The 26,010-nt window shown below is 54.4% G+C and carries 25 protein-coding genes and 1 other RNA gene; 10 read left to right on the forward strand and 16 right to left on the reverse strand.

Annotation, left to right across the window (positions count from 1 at the left end; genetic code table 11):
- The 4 genes from rnpB to ACIP6T_RS17840 all read left to right on the forward strand — a co-directional run bounded on the left by rnpB (position 1) and on the right by ACIP6T_RS17840 (position 2,567).
- Positions 1 to 379: RNase P RNA component class A (gene rnpB, locus ACIP6T_RS17825), an RNA gene on the forward strand.
- A 468-nt stretch (positions 380 to 847) separates the two neighbouring features.
- Complete coding sequence (mdtJ, locus tag ACIP6T_RS17830) at positions 848 to 1,198, forward strand: multidrug/spermidine efflux SMR transporter subunit MdtJ (protein WP_097095926.1); 351 nt, start codon at positions 848 to 850, stop codon at positions 1,196 to 1,198.
- Positions 1,185 to 1,514, forward strand: coding sequence for a multidrug/spermidine efflux SMR transporter subunit MdtI (mdtI, locus tag ACIP6T_RS17835; protein WP_097095927.1), 330 nt, complete (start codon positions 1,185 to 1,187; stop codon positions 1,512 to 1,514). Before mdtJ ends, mdtI begins: the two co-directional genes overlap by 14 nt.
- Positions 1,515 to 1,607: 93 nt before the next feature.
- Positions 1,608 to 2,567, forward strand: a complete 960-nt coding sequence (locus tag ACIP6T_RS17840; RefSeq protein WP_345828204.1) for an AraC family transcriptional regulator — start codon at positions 1,608 to 1,610, stop codon at positions 2,565 to 2,567.
- A gap of 36 nt (positions 2,568 to 2,603) precedes the next feature.
- Here ACIP6T_RS17840 and ACIP6T_RS17845 read toward each other — a convergent pair whose 3' ends face one another.
- The 11 genes from ACIP6T_RS17845 to ACIP6T_RS17895 all read right to left on the reverse strand — a co-directional run bounded on the left by ACIP6T_RS17845 (position 2,604) and on the right by ACIP6T_RS17895 (position 10,607).
- Positions 2,604 to 3,662, reverse strand: a complete 1,059-nt coding sequence (locus ACIP6T_RS17845) for an NAD(P)-dependent alcohol dehydrogenase (protein ID WP_097095929.1) — start codon at positions 3,660 to 3,662, stop codon at positions 2,604 to 2,606.
- A 163-nt stretch (positions 3,663 to 3,825) separates the two neighbouring features.
- Positions 3,826 to 4,800 carry a glutathione S-transferase family protein gene (locus tag ACIP6T_RS17850; protein WP_097095930.1) on the reverse strand — a complete coding sequence of 325 codons (975 nt, stop codon included), beginning with the start codon at positions 4,798 to 4,800 and terminating at the stop codon, positions 3,826 to 3,828.
- 79 nt (positions 4,801 to 4,879) lie between these two features.
- The gene (locus ACIP6T_RS17855; protein WP_097095931.1) at positions 4,880 to 5,290 is read right to left on the reverse strand and encodes a DoxX family protein; all 411 of its coding nucleotides are present in this window, start codon (positions 5,288 to 5,290) and stop codon (positions 4,880 to 4,882) included.
- A 206-nt stretch (positions 5,291 to 5,496) separates the two neighbouring features.
- Positions 5,497 to 5,781: a YqjK-like family protein gene (locus ACIP6T_RS17860; protein ID WP_097095932.1), complete on the reverse strand. Its 285-nt coding sequence runs from the start codon at positions 5,779 to 5,781 to the stop codon at positions 5,497 to 5,499.
- Positions 5,778 to 6,176, reverse strand: a complete 399-nt coding sequence (locus tag ACIP6T_RS17865; protein ID WP_176519205.1) for a phage holin family protein — start codon at positions 6,174 to 6,176, stop codon at positions 5,778 to 5,780. Before ACIP6T_RS17865 ends, ACIP6T_RS17860 begins: the two co-directional genes overlap by 4 nt.
- Before the next feature lie 2 nt (positions 6,177 to 6,178).
- Positions 6,179 to 6,484: a YqjD family protein gene (locus tag ACIP6T_RS17870; protein WP_008103512.1), complete on the reverse strand. Its 306-nt coding sequence runs from the start codon at positions 6,482 to 6,484 to the stop codon at positions 6,179 to 6,181.
- 35 nt (positions 6,485 to 6,519) lie between these two features.
- Positions 6,520 to 6,891 carry a DUF1090 domain-containing protein gene (locus ACIP6T_RS17875; protein WP_141400238.1) on the reverse strand — a complete coding sequence of 124 codons (372 nt, stop codon included), beginning with the start codon at positions 6,889 to 6,891 and terminating at the stop codon, positions 6,520 to 6,522.
- 174 nt (positions 6,892 to 7,065) lie between these two features.
- Positions 7,066 to 7,434 carry an EnvZ/OmpR regulon moderator MzrA gene (gene mzrA / locus ACIP6T_RS17880; RefSeq protein ID WP_097095935.1) on the reverse strand — a complete coding sequence of 123 codons (369 nt, stop codon included), beginning with the start codon at positions 7,432 to 7,434 and terminating at the stop codon, positions 7,066 to 7,068.
- A 2-nt stretch (positions 7,435 to 7,436) separates the two neighbouring features.
- Complete coding sequence (locus tag ACIP6T_RS17885) at positions 7,437 to 8,108, reverse strand: DedA family protein (RefSeq protein ID WP_097095936.1); 672 nt, start codon at positions 8,106 to 8,108, stop codon at positions 7,437 to 7,439.
- Between the two features lie 334 nt (positions 8,109 to 8,442).
- On the reverse strand, positions 8,443 to 9,216 hold the full coding sequence (gene exuR / locus ACIP6T_RS17890) for a transcriptional regulator ExuR (protein WP_097095937.1): 774 nt from the start codon (positions 9,214 to 9,216) through the stop codon (positions 8,443 to 8,445).
- 89 nt (positions 9,217 to 9,305) lie between these two features.
- The gene (locus tag ACIP6T_RS17895; RefSeq protein ID WP_400458239.1) at positions 9,306 to 10,607 is read right to left on the reverse strand and encodes an MFS transporter; all 1,302 of its coding nucleotides are present in this window, start codon (positions 10,605 to 10,607) and stop codon (positions 9,306 to 9,308) included.
- 371 nt (positions 10,608 to 10,978) lie between these two features.
- Between ACIP6T_RS17895 and uxaC the strand changes: the two genes are divergently transcribed.
- The 3 genes from uxaC to ACIP6T_RS17910 are packed head-to-tail and all read left to right on the forward strand — an operon-like array spanning position 10,979 to position 15,340.
- Entirely contained in the window at positions 10,979 to 12,394 is a 1,416-nt protein-coding gene (uxaC, locus tag ACIP6T_RS17900) for a glucuronate isomerase (RefSeq protein ID WP_400458240.1), read from the forward strand.
- Between the two features lie 2 nt (positions 12,395 to 12,396).
- Positions 12,397 to 13,845: a tagaturonate reductase gene (locus tag ACIP6T_RS17905; RefSeq protein WP_400458562.1), complete on the forward strand. Its 1,449-nt coding sequence runs from the start codon at positions 12,397 to 12,399 to the stop codon at positions 13,843 to 13,845.
- 4 nt (positions 13,846 to 13,849) lie between these two features.
- Positions 13,850 to 15,340 carry a UxaA family hydrolase gene (locus tag ACIP6T_RS17910; protein ID WP_400458241.1) on the forward strand — a complete coding sequence of 497 codons (1,491 nt, stop codon included), beginning with the start codon at positions 13,850 to 13,852 and terminating at the stop codon, positions 15,338 to 15,340.
- 72 nt (positions 15,341 to 15,412) lie between these two features.
- On the opposite strand, the gene sstT is transcribed toward ACIP6T_RS17910, so the two are convergent.
- From sstT to ACIP6T_RS17925, 3 genes are all read right to left on the reverse strand, one after another.
- Positions 15,413 to 16,654, reverse strand: coding sequence for a serine/threonine transporter SstT (gene sstT / locus ACIP6T_RS17915; protein ID WP_345828212.1), 1,242 nt, complete (start codon positions 16,652 to 16,654; stop codon positions 15,413 to 15,415).
- 229 nt (positions 16,655 to 16,883) lie between these two features.
- Complete coding sequence (locus tag ACIP6T_RS17920; RefSeq protein ID WP_097095942.1) at positions 16,884 to 17,855, reverse strand: TerC family protein; 972 nt, start codon at positions 17,853 to 17,855, stop codon at positions 16,884 to 16,886.
- Between the two features lie 256 nt (positions 17,856 to 18,111).
- Positions 18,112 to 19,098, reverse strand: coding sequence for a Gfo/Idh/MocA family oxidoreductase (locus ACIP6T_RS17925; RefSeq protein WP_345828214.1), 987 nt, complete (start codon positions 19,096 to 19,098; stop codon positions 18,112 to 18,114).
- 138 nt (positions 19,099 to 19,236) lie between these two features.
- Between ACIP6T_RS17925 and ACIP6T_RS17930 the strand changes: the two genes are divergently transcribed.
- Positions 19,237 to 20,925: a chloride channel protein gene (locus ACIP6T_RS17930; protein WP_400458242.1), complete on the forward strand. Its 1,689-nt coding sequence runs from the start codon at positions 19,237 to 19,239 to the stop codon at positions 20,923 to 20,925.
- Here ACIP6T_RS17930 and ACIP6T_RS17935 read toward each other — a convergent pair.
- Positions 20,922 to 21,422: a M48 family metallopeptidase gene (locus ACIP6T_RS17935; protein WP_097095945.1), complete on the reverse strand. Its 501-nt coding sequence runs from the start codon at positions 21,420 to 21,422 to the stop codon at positions 20,922 to 20,924. The genes ACIP6T_RS17930 and ACIP6T_RS17935 overlap by 4 nt on opposite strands.
- 81 nt (positions 21,423 to 21,503) lie before the next feature.
- On the opposite strand from ACIP6T_RS17935, the gene rlmG reads away from it, so the two are divergent.
- Entirely contained in the window at positions 21,504 to 22,622 is a 1,119-nt protein-coding gene (gene rlmG, locus ACIP6T_RS17940) for a 23S rRNA (guanine(1835)-N(2))-methyltransferase RlmG (RefSeq protein WP_400458243.1), read from the forward strand.
- On the opposite strand, the gene ACIP6T_RS17945 is transcribed toward rlmG, so the two are convergent.
- Positions 22,623 to 24,626 carry an FAD-dependent oxidoreductase gene (locus ACIP6T_RS17945; RefSeq protein ID WP_400458244.1) on the reverse strand — a complete coding sequence of 668 codons (2,004 nt, stop codon included), beginning with the start codon at positions 24,624 to 24,626 and terminating at the stop codon, positions 22,623 to 22,625. It abuts the gene before it with no gap.
- 662 nt (positions 24,627 to 25,288) lie between these two features.
- On the opposite strand from ACIP6T_RS17945, the gene ACIP6T_RS17950 reads away from it, so the two are divergent.
- On the forward strand, positions 25,289 to 25,990 hold the full coding sequence (locus ACIP6T_RS17950; protein ID WP_097095948.1) for a response regulator transcription factor: 702 nt from the start codon (positions 25,289 to 25,291) through the stop codon (positions 25,988 to 25,990).
- The last annotated feature ends 20 nt before the right edge of the window (positions 25,991 to 26,010 follow it).

Here is a 26,010-nt window from a genome sequence, read left to right on the forward strand (position 1 = left end):
GAAGCTGACCAGACAGTCGCCGCTTTGTCGTCGTCCTCTTTCGGGGGGAGACGGGCAAAGGGGAGGAAAGTCCGGGCTCCATAGGGCAGGGTGCCAGGTAACGCCTGGGGGGCGCAAGCCTACGACCAGTGCAACAGAGAGCAAACCGCCGATGGCCCAGTAATGGGATCAGGTAAGGGTGAAAGGGTGCGGTAAGAGCGCACCGCGCGGCTGGCAACAGTTCGTGGCACGGTAAACTCCACCCGGAGCAAGGCCAAATAGGGGTTCACAAGGTACGGCCCGTACTGAACCCGGGTAGGCTGCTTGAGCCAGTGAGCGATTGCTGGCCTAGATGAATGACTGTCCACGACAGAACCCGGCTTATCGGTCAGTTTCGACTTTTTTCAACACAAAACCCGCTTCGGCGGGTTTTGTGTTTTCTGGGGACCGATCGCGCGAGCTGTCAGACTGCCACCAACGGTTCCCTCTCCCAATGGGAGAGGGCTAGGGTGAGGGTATTAATGCGCGAAAATTACGTAGTCTCTCCCACGTAAAGAAATGAAAATCTCGCAAAACATTATTACGGCTATGCCAGAATATGCGGGTGTTTAACTACTGAGGACAAATTTAATCCACACTGACGAGAAGCAACAACGTGGATAAGTTGTAATTTTATGGACAAAATGTTTGCGCCAATTAACACTTTTATCTCTTCTTCTTTTCCTGAGTCAAACTGCCCAATCTGCGATCAGCACTGGCGCTTCGCGCTATAGTTCCGTTCTCTCCTTTTCTGATTTTTTAATTTAACTTTGCTAACACGCTTATTTTTGGCGTGGACGGCGTTTATTTCTCGTTCAGGAGAGAAATCATGTTGTATTGGATTTTATTAGCGCTGGCGATCGCCGCGGAAATTATCGGTACTGTCTCAATGAAATGGGCCAGCGTTAACGGTGGCAATGCCGGTTATATTTTTATGCTGGTGATGATTGCACTCTCATATATTCTCCTCTCTTTTGCCATTAAGCGTATTGCGCTTGGCGTGGCGTATGCCATGTGGGAAGGCGTAGGTATTCTGTTCATTACGCTGTTTAGCGTGCTGCTATTCGAGGAAGCTTTATCTGCGGTGAAAGTCGTCGGGCTTTTGACATTAATCGCTGGCATCGTCTTGATTAAAACGGGCACGCTGAGTCGTAAGGAGCTGCGCCATGGCAACGTTTAATGGGCTGCATATCGCATGGTTGGCGCTGGCGATCGGGCTGGAGATTGTCGCCAATATCTTTCTGAAATACTCCAATGGCTTCCGCCGTCCCCTTTATGGCGTGTTATCGCTGGTTGCCGTGCTGGCGGCGTTTAGCGCGCTGGCGCAGGCGGTGAAAGGCATCGACCTGACCGTCGCCTACGCGCTGTGGGGCGGATTGGGATTAGTTGCTACGGTAGCGGCGGGTTGGATTTTATTCGGCCAGCGACTGAGCCGCACGGGTTGGCTGGGTGTGGCACTGTTATTAATCGGTATGGTGCTAATTAAGTTCGCATAATAACTTACCGGCGCACAATCCACCTCAACATACGGGGCGGGATAGTTTAGGCTAGCGATCATTCCGCTCTGTTTCGTCACAGGTGAAAATAGCATGCATCTTCAGCCGATTGATCGCTGGCCAAACGCCCTGCGCCAGCAAACCGCAGCGTTGCGTCGCGAGATTGCCGCTCGCTTGCAGACGTACACCGGGAGCCGGCCCAATATTGTGAAGCCTTTTCCTGGGATGATGATGGCGGAGTTGCATGAGCCCACTCCACCAATGTCCTATATTTATGAACCCAGTCTTTCGCTAATTATTCAGGGTGAAAAGCGCGTGTCACTTGGTGATACAACTTACACTTATAATGAGTCGCGCTTTTTTCTTACCGCCGTTAATTTGCCTACCATTGCCGAAGTGCCGCAGGCGAGTGCGGAAGAACCGTTTCTGTCGCTACTCATCACGCTGGATTTGCCACTGGCGCGCGAAGTGATCGCCGATATGGAGCAGCACGGCAGCCGTGTGAATCCGCAGAATACCGGCATGTCGTTGGGCGCGGCAGATTGTTCTTTGCTGAATGCGGTGCTGCGCTATCTCGCTAATCATGATTCATCACACAACAGCAGTTATGTCAGCGATCTCATTCAGCGCGAAATTCTTTATCGCATCTTAACCAGTGAAGCGGGCAGCGTATTTCGTGAGACCGTTTTAACCGGAACCAGTAGCCAGCGCGTCTCGATTGCCATTAACTGGTTACGAGAAAATTATGTGCAACCGTTGAGCGTCGAGGCGCTGGCACAGCGGGCAGGAATGGGGGTATCGACGCTCCATCACCATTTCCGACGCATGACCACCATGAGCCCGCTGCAATTTCAGAAGCATTTACGGCTGTATGAAGCGCGCCGTTTGCTGATTGCGGAAGAGATCGATGCATCAAGCGCGGCGATTCGCGTCGGCTATGAGAGCGTGACGCAATTTCATCGTGAATATAAGCGCATGTTTGGCGCCACCCCGATTAGGGACAAAGCGCAGCTGCTGGCGGGGACAGGGAATCTGGCGATGGCGGTGCGCTAATACCAGCCGGATGCACCGGCTGATAGTAGACGCTTATCAGGCCGCGGTTAATGAGGCCATATCAATCACAAAGCGATACTTCACATCACCGCGTTCCATGCGTTCAAACGCATCATTAATCTGCTGCATATTAATGATTTCGCAATCCGGATGGATGTTTTTACGCGCGCAGAAATCCAGCATCTCCTGCGTTTCGGCAATGCCACCGGACGGCGAACCGGTAATGCGGCGACGCCCCATAATCAGCGGCAACGAGCTGAATGCCTCCATATTGCCGAGCGCACCAACAATCACCAATGCGCCTTCCACATCCAGCAGCTGTACATAAGGCGAGACATCGTGGCGGGTCGGAATGGTATCGATGATCACGTCAAATGAGGATGCTGCCTGCTGCATTGCCTCGTCCGAGGTTGAAAGCAGCACATGTTCAGCACCGAGTTGATGTGCTTCTTCGGCCTTGCCCGCGCTGCGGGTGATTACTGTCACCTCCGCACCAAGGCCGGCGGCAAGTCGCACCGCCAGATGCCCCAATCCGCCAATGCCCACTACGCCGACGCGCGATCCCGGCCCGACGTTCCAGGTACGTAATGGCGAGTATACGGTGATACCGGCGCACAATAACGGCGCGGCGCGAGCAGGATCGAGTCCCTCCGGCAGATTGAGGACAAATTCCTCTCGCACCACCACATGTTTGGCATAGCCGCCATAAGTGATGTCGCCAGTGAGGCGATCGCGACCGTTATAGGTCACCGTCGGGAATTCGCGGCACATCTGCTCTTCATGACGGCGACACTGATCGCATATCTGGCAGCTATCGACAATAGTACCCACCGCCACCCATTGTCCTGTTGTGTAGCGTTGAACGTCGCTGCCGACATCAATAACGCGCCCAATGATTTCATGTCCTGGCACCAGTGGGTAAACGGTCGGTCCCCACTCTTGCCAGTCATTCCTTGCCTGATGTAGATCGCTGTGGCAGACGCCCGAGTAGACAATTTCGATAGCCACATCGTTATTGCGCAGCGCGCGGCGTTCAAAGGCGAACGGGGTTAACGGCGCATCAGCGCTCAGTGCAGCATAACCGTAGGTTTTCATAGTCGCTCCAGTTTACGGTGAGAGTCGTTTAACTGTAGCCAGTGAAGGGATGAAGGAGTGAGTCTGATTCTGCCTGATGATTGCCTGTTTCTCTTGGGGGAAATCGGTGAAGCCGTTCCGCTCATCCGAAACTTCTCCCGCAAGCGGGAGAAGGAAAAGGGCATCAGCCGCGCCCGTGCGGCTCGTCCCAGTCAAACGCCGGGCCCAGCGAAATTACGCCGCTTGGGTTGATGGTTTTGTGGCTGCAATAGTAGTGATGGCGGATATGCGGCAGATTGACCGTATCGGCAATGCCAGGCATTTGGTAAATGTCTCGCAGGAAACCGCTGAGATTACGGTAATCGCTGATGCGATGGCGGTCACACTTGAAATGGGTAACGTACACCGGATCGAAGCGCACTAACGTGGTCCAGAGTCGCAGATCGGCTTCGGTAAGCTTGTCGCCGGTGAGATAACGATGCTGGCCAAGAATTTGCTCCAGGCGCGCCAGTGAGTGGAACAGTGACGTCACCGACTCATCGTAAGCCGCCTGTGAAGTGGCAAAGCCGCTCTTGTACACGCCGTTGTTCACGGTATCGTAAATCCAGCCGTTCAGTTCATCGATCTTGTCGCGCAGTGCCGGTGGATAGTAATCACCGGCGCGTGCGCCTTGCGCATCAAACGCGCTATTCAGCATGCGTATGATATCGGCGGATTCATTGCTAACGATGGTGTGCTGCGTTTTGTCCCACAGCACTGGTACGGTGACGCGTCCGGTGTATTGCGCGTCGGCGTGCAGATAAAGCTGATAGAGAAACTCATTTTGATACAGCGAGTCGCCGGTGGCGTCGGGGAAGTCATCGTCGAAAGTCCAGCCGTTTTCCAGCATCAGCGGATGCACCACTGAAACCGAAATCATCTCTTCCAATCCTTTAAGCTGGCGCATCAACAGCGTGCGGTGCGCCCACGGACAGGCGAGTGAGACATAGAGATGATAGCGATCGCGTTCGGCGGCGAAGCCCGCTTTACCGGTTGGGCCGGCGCTGCCATCGGCTGTAATCCAGTTGCGCCAAACGGCTTCTGTGCGTTTGAAGCGGCCTCCGGTTGACTTCGTGTCGTACCAGGTGTCATGCCAGACACCGTCAATCAGCTGTCCCATAAGCCCTCCATAAAAAAGAGGGCGAGGAAAATCCCCGCCCCTGCAATTGAGTATATGTGCTCTGTGACGCTTGTGCTGCTTAGCGTGCGGTCGCCGGTTGGACGCGCTGACGAATCAGGCGGTCAATGCTGTAAGCGCCTGGACCTACCAGACCCAACACCAGGAAACCACCAGCGATGGAGAGGTTCTTCATGAACATCAGCTGGTTAACACCTTCAGCGAAGTTGCTGTGGAACAGGAACGCGGTCAGCAGAGTGAAGCCTGCGGTGAACAGCGCGGTAAAGCGCGTCAGGAAACCGAACAGGATTGCCAGGCCGCCACCGAACTCAAGCAAAATAACCAGCGGCAGCATGAAGCTCGGGACGCCCATGGATTGCATATACTGCGCGGTACCGGCGTAACCGGTGATTTTGCCCCAGCCTGCGGTGATAAACAGAATGGTCATTAATACGCGTGCTACCAGCAGGCCTGAGTCTTCGAATTTTTTCATCATCTACTCCAACAAGGTTTTTGTTGCAGGTTGTTGGCCTGCGGGTTTTGAATCCCGTTGAACCGCTTATTTCAGTTCACTGGGTTGATGGAGGGAGATGATAATCGCAGCTTGAAAGAGTTGTAAGCGAGATAAACTGTCAGTGTTATTCAGGAAATTTGAGGGAACGAAACCGAATCAATCCGATCCGGTTTTAGAGAGAGGAATTAGCGTGTATTTAACGTCGATTTAATCATGCGCCACGTGCTCCAGACGCCGAAGCCACGTTTGGCCCAGCGCAGGAGACGGTTGGGGCTGCGAATCGACCAAATCGCCAATGCACTGCTGCCAATCGCCAGATAGCGGCGCATGCCGATAAGCGTTAGCCAGCCACGATCGTACTGTGCGGTACTGGTTAGCCAGTCGCGGCTATCGGCACTGAGGTCGAGCCGCTGCTGCTGCACCTGATTTAGCAGCTCGTGAATGCGAGCTTCACGTTCGCGGCGGCTCATGAGCGATGCTCCTCCAGCAATTTACGATCGGTATCCAGCTCTTTACGCGTATGGCGCAACAGCGTTGACTGACGCGATTTATAGAGCGTCCATAAGCCGAAAATCAGCGCCAACGCAAACAGCACGCCGGTGGTAATGGCAATCGCCATCAGGCGATATTGTGCATCCACCGCCCAGATGATCAGCACCATCAGGCTCATAAGTCCGAAAGCAGTAAACAGCATGGTAAGGCCCACCATCATCAGCATCTGAATCAGGTTTGCCTTTTCCTCTTCCAGTTCCACGATGGCGAGACGGACGCGTGTCTCGGCCATGCTCACCAGTGTGGTAACTATCCGCTGCCCAATGTTAAAGACCCCTTTGCCGGGGCCGTGGCTTTGCTGACTATCACTCATCATTAACGCCGTGAGATTAAAATGCCGATTAAAATACCTACCGCCGCGCCGATACCGACGCCGTGCCATGGATTATCGCGTACGTATTCATCCGCCTTTTCCGCCGCTTCACGCGTGGTTTGTGCAATACGTTCGCCAGAATCGCCAAGGCGTTCACGGGAGCTTTCGATAGCGCCGCGCGCTTTGTGACGCAGTTTATCCAGCTCACCTTTGGATTTGTCCGCTGAGCTGCTCAGCACTTCTTCCAAGGTATCAGCCAGATTTTTCAATTCAGCGCGCAGATGTTCAGATGTTGATTCTTTAGCCATGGAAATCTCCTTTTACAGCATTGAGTTAAGTCCGATTAATAAGGTTCTGCTTCAAGCTTTTTCAATTCGTGCTGGGCTTCTTCAAGCTTACGCTCGCGCTTCTCAATTTTGTCTTTGTCGCCGTCCTGACGCTCTTCCTTAAGCTCACGTTCACGCTCAGCAACCTTGTGTTTCTGCGCCGTGATGCGTTCGCTATGCGCAGATTTCAGTTTCTCGTCGGTGCAGCCTGCACGCACTTCGGTTAAAGCGCGTTCCAGCCCGGTGACACGGCGCTGGTTGTTATGCTGCTTCGCCATATCGATTTCGTGCTGGATATCCTGCTCTTTTTGCTGACAGAGCGATTCAGCCGCCAGCAGCGAACCCGAGAGTGAGAAAAGAATAGCACCTAGCAGTAATTGATGTTTCATCAGGTAGTGACCTTCCATTGTTGATGACCTGCCTGAGAGCAGACAGGAGAAGCTTCCCAGCATGTCTTAGGCTTACGCTACCTCTAAGGATAGACAGCAGACGAAAAAATTCAAAGAAGACGCGGGGATAGCGAGGATTGACTCACCGCCTGGCTTATTGTCAGGCGGTGACGATTAACTATACGTTGGCCGATTTGCGTCAGGGTATTGCTGCGAAGCCTGCGGCCCAGCAGCCACGACGAACCCTTGTGGTAACAGGCGTTTCAGCACTTTCTGCGCTGCCAGGCTCTGCTCTTCATTCTCAAAATGAATGACCAACGCATCGCCAGAAGGCGTAATACTTTTGATACGCACGCCTTGTGCCGAAAGTTGCTGATAAAGATAGAAACCATCTGGCAGATTGGTGCCGTTGTTTGCCACGCGGATTTTAACCACGGTTTCGTGCTGCATCAGCGTTGGGACAGAACAGACAACCAGCAGCGCCAGCGCGCCACCCAGCGCCCAAGGCAGGAAGCGCCTTGGGAATCCATTAAATTTGAACATGATTATGGATTCCCGTTACGAGTTGACTGACGTTTGCGCCAAAGCACCACTAACGAACCGACCAGACCAACGACCAGTAGCACTAGCGGCAGCAGCATCAGGCACAACATCAATTCATCTTCATAACGCCGGAAAATCGGGGTTTTACCCAGCGCGAAGCCTAATACGGTAAGAATCAGCACCCATAAGAATCCGCTCACCCAGTTAAAAAACTGGAAGCGTGCATTGCTCAGGCCTGAGAGCCCGGCGATGGTCGGCAGCAAGGTGCGCACGAAGGCGATAAAGCGACCAATCAGCAAAGCCGATAAACCGTGGCGATGGAACAGGCTATGTGCGCGCTGGTGGTATTGCGCCGGCAGATGCGAAAGCCAGTTTTGCACGGTGGGCGTATTGCCCAGCCATCGGCCCTGAATGTAGCTCACCCAGCATCCGAGGCTAGCGCCGGTAGTTAAAATCAGAATGGTAAGCGGGAAGCCCATGGTGCCTTTAGCAATCAGCACCCCAACCAGAATGAGCAAACTGTCGCCGGGTAGAAAGGCGGCGGGTAGCAGCCCATTTTCCAGAAACAGAATCATAAACAGCACGCCATAAATGGCCCAAACCAATGTTGGGTCGGAGAGCATTTCGTAATCCTGCTGCCATAAGGCATGCAGCAATGCTTGCAAAATATCCATCAATCATTCCTGAACATCATTGTTAATCGTGCCCGTGAGGGGCTTAGGCGCAGACTGGCATTGTTTATACATTGTTAGATAAGCAGCCTGAGCAGGAGTTTCCGGATCCTTCCAGAATTGATTGTTAAATCAGCGACTTTTAAAAGCCCTGTCGCAAAGGGTAATAAAAGGGCGATAACTGTAACAAAAATAACGTTATCCAGACAGGGGAAAGTGCCTGCAGCACAGGAGTTTTACCTTTACACGCAGAGGGTCCAAAGGAGCTTTACATGAGCTGACACTATTGCAGACTAACTGACTTTTCAGCGGCGAAATGCCGGAAAAACCAGCAGATTTAGCGCGGCGTATCGCTAGCTTCAGGCAGGATGACCGGATTTTCCGCAAACATGTAACGGTCGACATTAAATTCAAAATCGTCGGTCGTCGCGTTAAACAGCATCTGTTTAGTATTTTCCAGATGTTGCCACATTGCCAGCTTGCTGGCGGCGGGATCTTTGCGAATCAGTGCTTTTAGAATCTGGTCGTGATCGTCACACCAGCTGGTGATATTTTTGGCATCAATGTGTTCGTGCAGCTTGAGCCAGTAGGGGTTGTGTAAACGATGTAGCCACATCTTCTCGACGATGGCGGCAAGCGCGCTATTCTGCGTCGATTGCGCAATGCGCACGTGGAATTCCATATCCCATGCTGAGTCACGTGAATGATCTTCCTGACGCGCTTTTTCCTGAATCGCCATCAGCGCCACAATATCCTGACGCGTCACCTGGGTGGCGGCAAACTCGGCAACGTTGCTCTCAATCAGCTGGCGCGCCTGTAATAACTCGAACGGACCGAAATTGGCAAACTCCAGCTGGCTGGATGTCATCACGCGGTTCTGCTGCTGGTTGCTCATGACATGAATGCCGGAGCCTTTGCGCACCTCCACGTAACCTTCCACTTCCAGCATGATGATCGCTTCACGCACCACGGTACGGCTTACCTGCATCTCTTCGGCGATCAGACGTTCTGCAGGCAGCTTATCGCCAACGGCGTAGTCACCGGCTTCTATGCGGCGTTTGAGTTCACTGGCGAGCTGTTGATACAGGCGACGGGATTCGGTCAGGTCCATTACGGGGTCCGCTGTGGGATCAAAGTTGAGTTGTTATACCACTTCAGCCGCGTAGAGGAAATGGGCTGGCCTGCGCCAGCCCGAAGAGATCAGGAGCGTGCCGGCGCTGCCTGTCCGGTAGGTTGCTCATCCAGCTCGGAAACCGGTTGGTTTTTCAGTACCGTCCAAATGACAACCGCACCTAACAGATCAAACACCGCCAGCGCCGCGAACAGGGGGCTGAAGCCCAGCGTATCGGCCAGCGCGCCCACCACCAGGGCAAACATGGTGCTCGCCGTCCATGCCGCCATGCCGGTCAATCCGTTGGCAGTGGCGACTTCGTTACGGCCAAATACATCAGAAGAGAGGGTGATCAATGCGCCAGAGAGCGCCTGGTGAGCGAAGCCACCCACGCACAGCAGTGCAATTGCTACATATGGACTGGTGAATAAACCGATGGTGCCTGGCGCAATCATCAATACCGCGCCCATCGTAACCACCAGCTTGCGCGAAACGATCAGATTGACGCCAAACCAGCGCTGGAACAGCGGCGGCAGATAACCGCCAACGATGCAGCCAAGATCGGCGAACAGCATCGGCATCCACGCAAACATGGCGATCTCTTTCAGGTTGAAGCCATAAACTTTGAACATAAACAGCGGAATCCACGCGTTAAACGTTCCCCAGGCCGGTTCGGCGAGGAAACGCGGCAACGCGATGCCCCAAAACTGACGGTTGCGCAGGATCTGGCGGGCCGACATTTTCTTGTTGTTGCCGGTTTGATGCTGCAACTCTTGTCCTGCAATGATGTAGTGGCGCTCCTCATCGCTCAGCTTGGTTTGCTGCTTAGGATGTTTGTAAAACACCAGCCAGCAGAGCGCCCACACCATACTCAGCACGCCGGTGATGATAAATGCCATTTGCCAGCTGTGTGCCACGATCGCCCATACCACTAGCGGGGGCGCCAGCATCGCACCAATTGACGATCCTACGTTGAAATAGCCCACCGCGACCGAACGCTCTTTGGCGGGGAACCATTCGCTGCTGGCTTTCAGGCCTGCGGGAATCATTGCGGCTTCGGCTGCGCCCACGGCACCGCGCGCCAGGGCAAAACCGCCCCAGCTGCCGGCCATCGCCGTCGCGGCACAAAAGATCGCCCACAGTATGGCAAAGACTGCATAGCCGATTTTGGTGCCGAGCATGTCCAGCACATAACCGGCCACCGGCTGCATGATGGTGTAGCACGCCGAATAGGCAGCCACGATGTAGGAATATTGCTGGGTGGTAATGCCCAGCTGGGTTTCCAGCGTCGGCGCCGCAACGGCAATGGTATTGCGCGTCAGGTAACCGAGCACGGTGCCCAGCGTCACCAGCCCAATCATGTACCAACGTAGCCCTTTGATCTTACGCATTATTAACCTCGTCCAGTTTGTCGTTGCGGTTTGCCGCTGTAGTTATCTGGAGCGGGATAGTGTGAAACGTACTTCTCACCCCCGCAGTTCCTTGCCTGTGCCATAAGTTCGTTTACAACGGAGCGAGAGGTTAACTTGTTATACATCTTGAAAAGTTGAATGCCATCACATAAACCATGTCAGTAGTGTGTGTTAGCGTGAAAGATCGATAAAACAGCCATTTAACACAATATCCGCAACAAGAATGTCCATATGTCCACAGTAAAACAGTGATTATTGTGAGTGAGATCGCAAACAATTTTTCCGGCTGCTTAAATTGGTATGATAACTTTTAGTGAAAAGCCGGATGGCTCCAAAATGAGGAAGCAGGTATGTCGCGTTTTATGAGTGAAGATTTCCTTCTCGACACCGAGTTCGCCCGTCGTCTGTACCATGACTACGCAAAAGATCAGCCGATTTTTGACTATCACTGCCACTTGCCGCCGCAGCAAATTGCCGAAAATTACCGCTTCAGCAACCTCTATGACATCTGGTTAAAAGGCGATCACTACAAATGGCGTGCGATGCGAGCCAACGGCGTCGCGGAAGCGCTCTGCACCGGTGATGCCAGCGACCGGGATAAATTTGCTGCCTGGGCGCGCACCGTGCCGCATACCATCGGCAATCCGCTTTATCACTGGACGCACCTCGAACTGCGTCGTCCTTTCGGCATTACCGATGTACTGCTAAATGAACAGAGCGCCGAGCGTATCTGGCAGCAATGCAATGAATTGCTGGCGCAGGACGCGTTTAGCGCGCGCGGCATCATGCAGCAGATGAACGTAAAGATGGTCGGCACCACAGATGACCCGCTTGATGACTTGCAGCATCACCGCACGGTGGCTGAAGACAGCCGTTTTAACGTGAAAGTGCTGCCGAGCTGGCGTCCGGACAAGGCGTTCAACATTGAGCTGGAGAGCTTCCTGCCATGGATTCAGCGCCTTGAACAAGTGGCGGATGTTAGCGTGCAACGCTTTGACGATTTACGACGCGCCCTGAGTCAGCGGCTCGATCATTTCGCTGCCCATGGCTGCAAAATCTCCGATCACGCGCTGGATGTGGTGGTGTTTGCCGAGGCCGATGACGCCACGCTGGACGGCATTCTGGCACGTCGCCTGCAAGGTGCTGCACCTTCAGCAGAAGAAACGGCGCAATTTAAAACCGCTGTGCTGGTATGGCTTGGCAGCGAATACGCACGCCGTGGCTGGGCGCAGCAGTACCACATTGGCGCGCTGCGCAATGCCAATCGCCGCCAGTTCGATATCCTCGGTCCGGATGTTGGCTTCGATTCGATTAATGATGCGCCGCTGGCGATGCCGCTGGCACGCCTGCTGGATGCGCAAAACCGTCAGAATGCTCTGCCCAAAACCATCCTCTATTGCCTCAACCCGCGCGACAACGAAGTACTGGCCGCCATGGCGGGCAATTTCCAGGGCGAAGGCGAACCGGGCAAGATGCAGTTCGGTTCGGCATGGTGGTTCAACGATCAGCTGGATGGCATGCAGCGTCAGATGACGCAGCTGGCACAAATTGGTTTGCTGAGCCGCTTTGTTGGCATGTTAACCGACAGCCGCAGTTTCCTCTCCTACACCCGCCACGAATATTTCCGCCGCCTGCTGTGTCAAATGATCGGCAACTGGGTAGCGCGGGGTGAAGCGCCCGCTGACGAGGCGTTATTAGGCCAGATGGTACAGAACATCAGCTTTAACAATGCGCGCGATTACTTCGGCATTGAGCTGGGAGCCTGATGATGCAGCGACTCAATCGTCACAATTTTCCGGGCGCGCAGTATAGCGATCGCGTTATTCAGTTTGGTGAAGGCAACTTTTTGCGCGCCTTTATCGATTGGCAGCTCGACTGGCTTAATCAGCATCAAGGTACGGATGCTGGCGTGGTGGTGGTACGGCCCCGCAACCGCGTGGTGAAAGAGACGTTGAATCAGCAAGATGGCTTATACACTACGCTGATACGTGGTCTCAACGCGGCAGGTGAACAGGTGAGTGAAACCCGCCTGATCCGCAGCCTGAATCGTGAAATTCAGCCGTATCAACAGGTTGACGATTTCCTTGCGCTGGCCCGCGCGCCGCAGATGCGTTTTGTGTTCTCTAATACCACCGAAGCCGGCATTGTTTTTGTTGAGCAGGATCGGCTGGACGATGCGCCAGCATCCTCGTTTCCCGGAAAGCTGACGCAGCTGCTGTGGACGCGCTTTAACCACTTTGCCGGTGCCAGCGATAAAGGCTGGCTTATCGTGCCGTGCGAGCTGATTGACTATAACGGCGACACGCTGCGTGAGTTGGTGCTGCACTACATCAAACATTGGCAGCTGCCGCCGGAGTTTGCGCGCTGGGTGTGGGATCACTGCGCTTTCTACAACACGCTGGTGGATCGCATTGTTACCGGTTATCCCGCCGACAGCGCGGCGATCGAGGCGCAGCTTGGCTATGAGGATCGCTATCTGGTGGCGGGCGAAGTCTATTACCAATTTGTGATTCAGGGGCCAGCCGCATTAGCGCAGGAGCTGAAGCTCAACACGCTGGTGCCGGAAGTGAAGCGGGTGGATGACATCACGCCGTACAAAGCGCAGAAGGTGGCGATCCTCAACGGCGCACATACTGCGCTGGTGCCGGTGGCGTTTCAGTGCGGGCTGGAAAGCGTGGGTGACGCGATGGAAGACGCGCAGATTGCTGGCTTTGTGGATGACCTGCTGCGTGACGAGGTGATCCCAACGCTGGATCTGCCGCGCGATGAGCTGCACGCCTTCGCTGATGCGGTGCAGCGGCGTTTCCGCAATCCCTTTATTCGTCATGCGCTGCTCTCTATCGCACTCAACGGCATGACCAAATTCCGCACCCGTTTGCTGCCGCAGCTGTTGCTGGCGCAGCAGCAAAATGGGCAATGGCCTGCACGCCTGACCTTCGCCTTTGCCGCGCTGCTGGCGTTTTACCGCGGTGAAGAGGGCGATCGTCACTGGCCGCTTCAGGACGACGAACACTGGCTGCAGCGTTTCGCTGAGCTGTGGCCCGCCGTGCAGCACGATAAACAGACCCCGGAACAATTGGTGCGCGCGGTACTTAGCGATGCTCATCACTGGGGCGAAGATCTCACCCAGCGGCCAGGATTAGTGGCCGCAGTAAGCCAACACCTGCAAAACATCATCGTCCACGGGATGCGGACGGCGTTGACCCAACTGAGATAACGCTATGCAAGATGCGATAAGAATACATTCACGCGACAACGTTGCCGTGGCGCTGCGCGATTTGCCCGCCAATACCCAGGTCGAAATCAATCACCAACTGATTACCCTGCAACAGGACGTTGGGCGTGGCCATAAGTTTGCTCTGCAGCCGTTGCCCAACGAGGCGCTGGTGATCAAATACGGCTTGCCGATTGCCCATGCTACGCAGCCGATTGCTGCTGGAGAGATGATTCACTCCAGCAATGCGCGCACCAATCTGAGCGATGTGGATGAGTACGACTATCGGCCCGAGTTCCTCGAATTGCCGCCACAAGCGGGCGATCGTGAGGTACAGATCTACCGTCGCGCCAGCGGCGAAGTGGGGATACGAAATGAGCTGTGGATCCTGCCTACCGTTGGTTGCGTCAATGGAATCGCGCGGCAAATCCTCACGCGCTTTATGAAAGAGAGCAATGATGCCGAAGGTATTGACGGCGTACACCTGTTCAGCCATCCGTTCGGCTGCTCGCAGCTCGGTCAGGATCATGAAAACACCCGCACCATGCTGCAAAATATGGTGCGCCATCCTAATGCCGGTGCGGTGCTGGTGATTGGCCTTGGCTGTGAGAACAATCAGGTTGATGTATTCCGCGACACGCTTGGCGGTTTCGACAGCGATCGCGTGCAGTTTATGGAGTGTCAGAAGCAGGATGATGAAGTGGAAGCGGGGCTGGAACGTCTGCACGCGCTCTACCAGGTGATGCGTGCAGACCGACGTCAGCCAGGCAAACTCAGCGAGCTGAAGTTTGGTCTGGAGTGCGGCGGTTCCGATGGTTTTTCCGGCATCACCGCCAATCCGATGCTGGGCTGTTTCTCCGATCAGATGATTGCCAACGGCGGTACGACCGTGCTGACGGAAGTGCCTGAAATGTTTGGTGCGGAGCGCATTCTGATGAGCCGCTGCCGCGATGAGGCCACCTTCGAAAAAACCGTGGCGATGATCAACGACTTTAAGCGTTACTTTATCGATCATCAGCAACCGATTTACGAAAATCCATCGCCCGGCAACAAAGCGGGCGGCATCACGACGCTGGAAGAGAAGTCGCTCGGCTGTACGCAGAAAGCCGGCCAAAGCCAGGTGGTGGAAGTGTTGAAGTACGGCGAACGTTTGCACACGCCGGGACTCAATCTGTTGAGTGCACCGGGTAACGATGCGGTGGCGACCAGCGCGCTGGCGGGCGCAGGTTGTCATATGGTGCTGTTTACTACCGGGCGCGGCACGCCCTATGGCGGGTTTGTACCCACGGTGAAGATTGCCACCAATACGCAGTTGGCCGAGAAAAAACCGCACTGGATCGATTTTAATGCCGGACGTTTAATTGAAGGCATGAGCATGGCGGAGATGCTGGCGGATTTCGTCGATATGATTGTGGCGATTGCCAATGGCCAACCGGCGCGGAATGAAACCAATGATTTTCGCGAGTTGGCGATTTTTAAAAGTGGTGTAACGCTATAAAACCCGGTGCGCATGAATGCGCACCCTACGGATTCACGTGAGGTCGCCATGTATGGCGACCTGGAGCGATAGTTATTCTGAAACCGTACGACGCGGCGCGCGCTCGGCTTCCGCCTGGCAAACGGCCGCAGTAAACAGAATATCTGTCGATGAGTTCAGCGCGGTCTCGGCGGAATCCTGCAGTACGCCGATAATAAAGCCCACCGCAACTACCTGCATCGCCAGATCGTTTGGAATACCAAACATATTACAGGCTACCGGAATCAGCAGCAGCGAACCGCCGGCGACGCCTGATGCACCGCAGGCGCATAGCGATGCGACCAGGCTCAGCAGAATAGCGGTTGGCACATCCACTGAAATGCCCAGCGTATGCACCGCGGCCAGCGTCAGTACGGTAATGGTGATCGATGCACCGGCCATGCTGATGGTGGCGCCCAGCGGAATCGACACGGAATAGGTATCTTCATCAAGATTGAGACGCTTAGCCAGCGCCATATTCACTGGAATATTGGCCGCCGAACTGCGGGTGAAGAACGCAGTAACGCCGCTTTCACGCAGGCAGGTAAACACCAGCGGATAAGGATTACGACGGATCTTCTGCAACACCAGCATGGGGTTGATCACCAGCGCCATAATCAGCATGCAGCCGAGCAGCAGCGTCAGCAGATTGGCGTACTCCCAAATGGCATCAAAACCGGTGGAAGCGAGGATCGACGCCACCAGACCAAAAATCCCCAGCGGCGCACAGCGAATCACACAGCGCACCACCCAGGTTGCGGCACTGGATGCATCATTGAGAAACGCTTTGCTGCCTGGGCTGGCATGACGAAACGCCAACCCTAAGCCCAATGCCCACACCAGAATACCGATGTAGTTGGCATTTATCAGTGCCTCAATCGGATTCGACACCATGCTGATCAGCAAGCCGTGCAGCACTTCGCCAATGCCCGACGGCGGGGTGATCTGTGTGGCGCCCACGTTCATCGACAGCGTCTGTGGGAACAGATGGCTGAAGATCACCGCAACGACCGCCGCAAAGAAGGTGCTGAGCAGATAGAGCATGATAATTGGGCGAATGTTGGTTTTCTGCCCTTGCTGATGGTTAGCGATGGAGGAGATCACCAGCACCAGAACCAGCAGCGGCGCGACGGCTTTTAGCGCGCGAACGAACAGCTCGCCCAGCAGGCCAACGGCTAGCGCGGCATCGGGTGAGAACCACGCCAGCGCGACGCCGGCCACCAGGCCGATCATGATTTGTTTTACCAGGCTTCCTGCGAACAGCGCGCCCAGACGTCCAATAACGTTGTTTTGCATAGTACGGTCTTTTTATTGTGGTCATGAGTGTTGTGCGCGGTTCTGCCGCGCATAACGGTTTGCCCGGCGGAGTATAAGGAAAAGAGCTATCGAGGAAAGAGATAATTCTGTGCGTGCGCAGCAGATCGGTTTTTTGATCTGCTGATGATAGGAAGTGTGACAGACATATAAAAGGCGAAGATTGCGACTGGCGAAACAAAGCAGGGGCGATTAGCGCCCCTGCAGATGATTATTGTGAGATCTTCTTCTGGTCGTTTCTGTGGTTCACCCAGGCATTGATCAGCAGCGTACCGCCAAGAATCACACCGACAACGGCCAGCGAGATCGCCACTGGAATATGATAAAACTCGACGATCAGCATCTTGATACCGATAAACACCAGCACGATAGCCAAACCGTATTTCAACATTGAGAAACGCTCCGCCACATTTGCCAGCAGGAAGTACATGGCGCGCAGGCCGAGAATGGCAAACAGGTTGGAAGTTAATACGATGAACGGATCGGTGGTGACCGCGAAGATGGCGGGAATGCTATCCACGGCGAAAATCACATCGCTTAGCTCCACCATAATCAGCACCAGCAGCAGCGGTGTCGCAAACAGTACGCCATTTTTACGAGTGAAAAACTTCTCGCCTTCAAGGCTATCCGTCATGCGCAGATGCTTGCGCAGCCAGCGCACCACTGGCTTATCGCCTACCGCACTATCCTCTTCTTCTTTGGCCAGCGCCATTTTGATACCGGTGAACAGCAGGAAAGCGCCAAAGATATACAAAATCCAGCTGAACTGTACCACCAGCCAGCTACCGGCGAAGATCATGATAGTACGTAACACAATCGCGCCTAATACCCCATAAACCAGCACGCGACGTTGCAGATTGGCCGGAACGGCGAAGTAGCTAAACAGCATTAACCAGACGAAGACGTTATCGACCGCCAGCGCTTTCTCTAATACGTAGCCGGTGAGGAAAGCGAGGGTTTGTGCGGTAGCGACTTCACGTCCAGCCGTGCCTTCGAGATACCACCAAAAGGCCGCACTGAATAGCAGCGAAACGGAAACCCAAACCAGCGACCACACAGCCGCTTGTTTGAATGACATGGTTTGCGCGCCGCGTCGGCCCTGTAATAGCAGGTCGATCGCGAGCATGACGAGCACAACGACAGCGAAGCTGCCCCAAAGTAACGGTGTGCCTACAGAGTGCATGGCGTATCCTTTTCTGAACATAAAAAAACGGCTGAAGTCAGAAGACGTCAGCCGCTTTGATCGTGCTGCAAGCAAACCTCGCCTTCCGGCAAGGTCTCACTTACAACTCAGAATAGATTCCGGGTTGCCTGACGACCGGATGCGTTACGCATCGTAATGACGATCAATCAGCTTACAAGTTACTCCCCTTTGCAGCGGCAAACATACGGAGTATGGCGTGCGGTTTCAAGAGGCAACGTGAAATATTCTGCAATATTTACACACCAGCCTGGTCTGCCGGAAACACGACGCCCGTCTGGCGGCGAATTTCGGTGAGCAGCTGGGCGGTGATGCGCGAGGTTTCTAACGCCGGATGGTCTACTTCACCGGCCTCCACCAGGCTGGCAAAGGTCTCTGCTTCGTACAGCATGGTGTTGATGTGCTGGGGCTGCGTCAGATTTTGGCTTTCACCACCGCGCGGGATAAAGCGCAGCTGCTGGCATTCGGAGATCTTTTCCACGACAAGCGCGCCCGCTTCGCCCTGAATCTCACTCGGGATCACTGAATCACTCACTTTGGAGTGCAGCAGGGTGACATCAAAATCACCATAGCCCAGCACCACCACGCCATGCGCATCAACGCCGCTTTCCAGCAGCGAAGCCTGCGCTTTAACCTGCTGCGGCGCGCCCCATAACGTAACCGCTGCGGCGAGGCAGTAATACCCAATATCCATGATGGAACCGTTCGACCAGCGCGGATTGAAGGTGTTAGGGTTCTCACCATCAAGATAGCGCTGATAACGCGACGAATACTGGCAATAGTTAAACAGCGCTTTGCGCAGTTTACCCAGCTGCGGCAAGGTGCTTTGTAGTTGCAGGAAGGTGGGCAAGCTGGCGGTTTTAAAGGCCTCGAACAGCACCACCTGATGCTGGCGTGCGCAGGCAATCATCGCCTCGGCTTCACGCAGATTGGACGCCATCGGCTTCTCGCAAATCACATGCTTGCCGTGCGACATGAACAGTATTGCCTGCTCGCTGTGCAACGCATTGGGGCTGGCGATATACACCGCATCGATTTCACGGCTGCTAGCGAGCGCTTCAAGGGAAGTGAAGGTGAGCTTGCAGGGATAATCCTCTGCAAAAGCCTCGGCCTGCTGCTGGTTACGCGAATAGACGCCGCTCAGCTTCATCTTGCCGGTTTCATGTGCGGCATCGATAAACTGACGGGTAATCCAATTGGTTCCCACAATAGCGAAACGAATCACGAGCTGTTCTCCTGCTAAAGTAAAGCGGCAGAGTAGCATGTTCAGCGAATCGGCAGGCAGGCGAAATTTGATCCTGAGATCCGCATTCCAATATGATGATGTCGCACAATTTTTTAACCGACTAAGCGGGGACGCGCGGTGAGTGGAAGTAAACATGCTCTGAACTGGACCACATTGCTGATCGCCATTCCCGTGGGATTCGTCGCGTCGCTGGTCACGCTGGCATTTCGCGGTGTGATTGAGTTGATCAACCATCTGCTGTTCAACAGTGATAATGAAATCACCGTGGCGATGCACGTTTGGCCGTGGATCTTCTGGCCACTGCTGGTGGGATCAGGCGGCGTGCTGGCCGGCTGGTTTCTGCGCTATGCAGTGGCGATAGAGCAGCAGGAAACGGTAAAAACCGATTATCTGGAAGTGATCAATGCGCGCCTCGATGCGGTGCCGACCAAAACCTCACTGTTTCGTGCGCTCTCCTCAATTGCCAGTATCGGCAGCGGGGCGTCGATTGGTAAAGAGGGGCCGATGGTGCAGCTGTCGGCGCTAAGCGGCAGTTTAATCGGACGCTGGTTGCCCGCATCGCTCAATTTACGCCATAGCGATATCGTGGCGATGGCCGCCGCCGCAGGCCTCTCTTCGGTGTATCACGCGCCGCTCGCATCGGCGATTTTTGTTGCAGAAATCGCCTTCGGCATCTCGGCGCTGCAACGGCTGATCCCGTTGATTGTCTCCTCGGCGGTGGCGGTAATGACCATGTGGTCACTGGGATTCCGCAGCGCGCTTTATCCCTTATCTGAAGCGCTGTTCCAGATGGATATCAGCAGCTTGCTGATGACGCTGCTGATTGGTCTGGTTGCCGGATTTGCCGGTTGGATACTGATCAAACTAATTGCGCGCAGCAAGGTGTTGTTTAGTCGCGTGCGATCGCTGCCGTTGCGTTTAGGCGCGGGTGGGTTAGCCGTGGGTTTTCTGGCGCTTATTTCCACCGATATTCTCGGTAACGGTTATGAAGTGATCGTTAACATCATTGATGGTCACTATGTCTTAATGGGGTTGTTAGGATTGCTGGTGCTGAAAACGCTGGCAACGACGCTTTCGGTCGGCTCAAGCGCGGTCGGCGGGCTGTTTACCCCTTCATTATTGATAGGTGCACTGCTTGGCGTGGCGCTAGCCCAGATTGGCACGATGCTGTATTTACCGGTAGGCGATACCCTGCTGTATGCGGCCATCGGCATGGCGGCCGTGCTGGCGGCGGTGAGCCAGGCACCGTTGATGGCGATGCTGATGGTGCTGGAGATGACGCTCAACAGTAGTCTCTTGTTCCCGGTGATGATTGCCTCGGTGCTGGCATCAATGGTGGTATATCGCCTGCAGTCTTCCAGCACTTATCCGGTGGTGAGCACGCATTTCAGCCGCGCCGAAGCCAAATATGATTTCGATAATATGCGGGTTGATCAGCTGATCATTCCCGGCGCGGCGCTGCAGCCGGAAGAGTCGGTGGGGCAGGCGCTGGCGGTGAGTTCACTCAAACGTGAGCGTTATGTCTACGTCATAAATAGTGAAGGGCAATTTCTCGGCGTGGTGTCGATTCATGACATCTCGCGCAAGGTGCTGGCACAGGAGATCACCCTGCATTCACCGGTAAGTCAGGTGATGGACAACAATTTTCCCTGTATTTATCAGAATCAAAGCATGCGTGAAGGATGGGAGGCTTTTGCTCGCGTCACGCTTGAGCGCTTGCCGGTGCTGAATAATCCGCAGGAGCGCCGTTTTATGGGCGCACTGACGAAAACCAGCCTGATTCAAAAAGCGCAGGAGTTTCTTTAAGCCGCGTTGCCGCGCATCGCCTGGTCGGTCATCCATAAGCGGGCATCGAACTCCAGCTGGTGGTAATCCGGCTCCATGTGGCAGCAGAGTTGATAAAAGGCTTTGTCGTGCTCTTTCTCTTTAAGATGCGCCAGCTCGTGCACCACGATCATGCGCAAAAAGGCTTCCGGTGCGAGACGGAAAAAGGTCGAGATGCGGATCTCGGCTTTGGCTTTTAGATTACCGCCCTGCACGCGTGAAATCGCGGTGTGTAGCCCAAGTGCGTGCTTCATCACCTTGATTTTATTATCCCAAATCACTTTGCTTACCGGCGGCGCGCTGCGCATATAGCGGTTTTTAAGCGCTTGCGTGTAGTCATAAAGCGCGCGGTCGCTGACGATATTATGGGTATCGGGATAGCGCTGCTGGAGAAAGGTGCCTAATCGCTGATGATCGATCAGCGTCTGCACCTGTTCGAGGATGTTTTCAGGGTAACCCTGCAGATAGATTAATGACATTGGGATTCCCGACGAAAGACAGTATACTGCGCCCCCTTTTTAGGGCGAAAATCGCGCAAAGTGTACCACGCCGGAGATTCCATGAGCCAACTTGAACTGACCAATCGCACGCTGACGCTGCACCGCTTCCCGCCTATGCGCGAGGAAAGCCCGCTACAGGCGTGGGATTCCGCCGATGAATACCTGTTGCAGCAAGAACTGCCAGAGGGACCGGTGCTGGTGTTCAACGACAGCTTTGGTGCACTGACCTGCGGTCTGGGTGCGCGTCCGGTATGGCACGTGAGCGATTCGCTGCTGAGCGAACAGGCGGCAAAGCAGAACCTGCGTCTCAACGACATGGATGAAGATCAGGTGCACTTTATTGACAGCCTGGCGCCGTTACCCGCTGCGCCAGCGGTGGTGATGATCAAAATCCCGAAAGCGCTGGCGCTGCTTGAGCATCAACTGCGCGCCCTGCGCGAAGTGGTGACGCCGGAGACGCTGATTTTAGCGGCAGCGAAAGCCAAAGATATTCATAACTCCACGCTGCAGCTGTTTGAGCGCATCCTTGGTGAAAGTAAAACCTCGCTGGCGTGGAAAAAGGCGCGTCTGATTTATAGCCGTTACACCGCACCTGAGTTAGCGGAACAGGCGGCGACCACCGTTTGGCCGCTCGACGACTCGCCATATCAGATCCATAACCACGCCAACGTCTTCTCTCGCGCCTCGCTGGATGTGGGCGCGCGCTTCTTTATGCAGCATCTGCCTCATGATATTGAAGGTGAGATTCTTGATTTGGGCTGCGGTAATGGCGTGATTGGCTTACTGGCGCTGGAACAAAACCCTAACGCCGATGTGCTGTTTTATGACGAATCTTACATGGCAGTGGCATCGAGCAAGCTGAATGTGGAAGTCAACCGCCCGCAGGATATGGCGCGCTGCCAGTTCCGCGTTAACAACGTGTTGAGCGGTTTCCCGTCGGATCGCCTGCATGCGGTACTGTGTAATCCGCCGTTCCACCAGCAGCACGCGGTGACCGATCATCTGGCATGGCAAATGCTGCGTGATGCCAAGCGCTGCCTGCAGTACGGTGGCGAATTGCGCATCGTCGGCAACCGCCACCTCGGTTATCACGTCAAAATGAAAAAGCTGTTTGGCAACTGTGAACTGGTGGCGTCCAATGCCAAGTTTGTGGTGTTGCGTTCGGTCAAACTTCGGTAATCAGACACTTAGCGCCAGTTCTGTTGCCTGAGCAATGGCGCGGCGAGCATCCAGCTCCTGCGCCACATCCGCCCCACCAATCACCCGCACCGCTTTACCTCGCGCGCTAAGCTCGTCCGCGAGCTGACGCAGCGGCTCCTGACCGGCACAAATCACCACATTATCTACCGCCAACGTCATATCTTCGCCCTGATGACGCAAATGCAGCCCAGCATCGTCAATCTTCAGATACTCAACGTCACCCCACAACTGCACGCCGTGCGCCTGCAAACTGGCGCGGTGGATCCAGCCGGTGGTTTTTGCCAGACCTGCGCCCGGTTTGCCTGATTTACGTTGCAGCAGCCAGATTTGCCGGTCGGCAGGCAGCGGCTGCGGTGCAATCAAACCGCCGCGTGCCTGCAAGCTGCGATCGATGCCCCAGCTTTGATAAAAATCCTCGTGGTCGGATTGATGCAGCAGATACTCCGCGGTATCAAAACCAATGCCGCCAGCACCGATAATCGCTACGCGTTTTCCCACCGGTTTTTTATCGCGTATCACGTCGAGGTAGCTCAGCACGCTGGGATGGTCGATGCCGGGGATTGCCAGCTGGCGCGGTACGATGCCGGTGGCGATGATCACGTCGTCCGCCGTGATTAACTCATCGGCGCTTACCCGATGTTCCGTTTTTATCGTCACCCCTGCTGCGGCGAGCTGGTGACGGAAATAGCGCAGCGTTTCGCTAAATTCGGCTTTGCCGGGGATCTGCCGGGCGATAGTAAACTGTCCGCCAATCTGCGCATCCGCTTCGTAGAGCGTGACCTGATGACCGCGTTGTGCCGCCTGAAGGGCAAATGCCATACCTGCGGGTCCAGCGCCCACTACCGCCAGTTTTTTCGGCTGTTCGGTCGGGATTACCGGCATCTGCGTTTCGTGGCAGGCGCGCGGATTCACCAGGCACGAGGTGACTTTGCCGAGAAAAATCTGGTCGAGACACGCCTGATTGCAGGCAATACAGGTGTTGATTGCATCGGGCTGGCCGCGCATTGCTTTAGTGACGAAAGCGGCATCGGCAAGAAAGGGGCGCGCCATCGAGACCATGTCGGCAATGCCATCGCGCAACAGCTGCTCCGCAACTTCGGGATGGTTAATGCGATTGGTGGCGATAACCGGTACCGATACGCGATCGCGTAGATGTTGGGTGACCCAGGCAAAACCGGCGCGCGGCACGCAGGTTGCAATGGTCGGAATACGCGCTTCATGCCAGCCGATGCCGCTGTTAAACAGCGTAACGCCGCGCTGCTCCAGGGCTTCTGCCAGCATTAGCGTCTCTTCCAGTGAGCTACCGTTGTTGACCAGATCCAGCATCGAAAGACGGAAAATAATGATGAAATCGCCACCCACGGCGTCACGCACCGCCTGAGTGATCTCCAGTGCAAAGCGTCGGCGTCGTGCTACGTCGCCGCCCCAATCATCGTCACGCTGATTGGTATGCGCGACCAGGAACTGGTTAATCAGATAACCTTCCGAGCCCATGATCTCGACGCCATCATAGCCGGCCTGCTGCGCCAGTTTGGCGCAGCGCGCAAAGTCCTGAATAGTTTTTCGGATATCGGCATCGCTGAGCGCTTGCGGGGTAAAGGGATTGATGGGGGCCTGCAATGCCGAAGGTGCAACCAGATCCCGCTGATAGCTGTAGCGTCCGGCATGCAGGATCTGCAGCGCAATTTTCCCTCCCTCCGCGTGCACGGCATCGGTAATGATGCGATGCCACTCGCACTGGCTTTCCTGATTGAGTATCGCGCCGCCCTGCGCCACCACGCCTTGAGGGTTAGGCGCGATGCCGCCGGTAACGATGAGCGCCACGCCTTCACGTGCGCGCTCAGCGTAGAAGGCAGCCAGACGCTCTGCGCCATCAGCATGTTCTTCCAGTCCGGTATGCATCGAACCCATCAGGAAACGGTTTTTGAGTTGGGTAAAGCCCAGATCGAGCGGGGCGAAGAGATGGGCATAATGCTCAGACATGATCACATACTCTGAAAGTGGTCGGATGAGTGAACTCTAGCGGGATTTTGCGGGGAAGAAAGTGTGCGGCGTTCAGCCTGTGAGAAACATCAAAAAAAAGCAGGGCGGCAAGTCGCAGACGAAAGTGTGGATTTCTCTCGCCAGGCACGGGAAGAAACTTGCTCGCCCTGTAATAGCATGAAGTTGGGGGCTAATTAATTAGCTCTATGGTTATTAATTTCGTAAAACTCAACCTTTTTAAACACAGTCCCGGGTGAGGACGAAGCACATCATGCCATGTACAAACCTGATTAATCCCCAAGAACGGTCTTGATTTTTCTTTCCCTGCGCATCATTACCAGACGGAATGCGCAATATCATAACGCGCTAATACTTTACGTGTTTTTTTACTTGCCATTAATTAATGCACAGGAAGCTAAAGTGATGAGTCAGAAACCCGTAAGGTGATTACTTAACTTATTAAATTGGTTACCTTCATCATGCCTTTTTGAGACGATTCTTGTGTGGTCTTCTGGATGAGTTACGTCAGACTTTTCGCATTTTTACGTGAGCAGGTAATAAAAAGCTATGACGGTTTTGATTTATAAATCTCACCCGCTCATCTGAAATAAGGAGGTAGTCAGAATTGGACAAAGTTAATGCAGTAATAAAGGAACGAATAAATGGTATATGCACATAATAAACAGGTGCGTGTCGCTGTCCTTGATGACCACCCGATGGTCCGTACTGTTTTCGAGTTATGTTTAAAACATGAGCCCGACATTCAACTAGTGGGCGCCTGGGCTTCGAGTAATGAGCTCTTTAATCAGTTAAAAAGTACCGTTGTTGATGTGTTGGTACTGGATTTTCTCTTGGGCGAGCGGGAACTGGATGGTCTGGCGTTAGTTAAGCAACTGCGTAATCACTATCCTCAGCAAAAGATTTTGATCTCCTCTTCAATGGAAAGTCCAGCCATTATCAAAATGGTGTTGAGCGCAGGCGTAAAAGGTTTTATCGGCAAGAGCCACAATATGCCGGAGATTGTTCATGCGATTCGTCAGGTCGCGCTGGGACGATTGTTTTTATCTAAGGAAGTGGCTTACGAAGTCGAAAATCTTTATGTAATGAGTGAAGACGCGCTGGATACTAGCCTCGAAACGTGTAGCAAAGGCAATATCTATGAACGGGTTAAGACCCTCAGCCCACGCGAAATGGAAGTGGTGCGCTGTTTTCTTGATGGCCTCAGCGTGTCGCAAATCGCGGTAAAATTTAAACGCAGTCGTAAAACCGTCAGCGGGCAAAAACAATCTGCGCTGAAAAAACTCGGTTTGCGCTCAGATTCAGAGCTATTCAAGTACAGCCAGGATCTGTTGTCAGGTTACTGATTTTCTCGCCGGGCGGCACT

The sequence above is a fragment of the Pantoea sp. NPDC088449 genome, assembly GCF_044753225.1.
GTDB classification, from domain to species: Bacteria; Pseudomonadota; Gammaproteobacteria; order Enterobacterales; family Enterobacteriaceae; genus Pantoea; species Pantoea floridensis.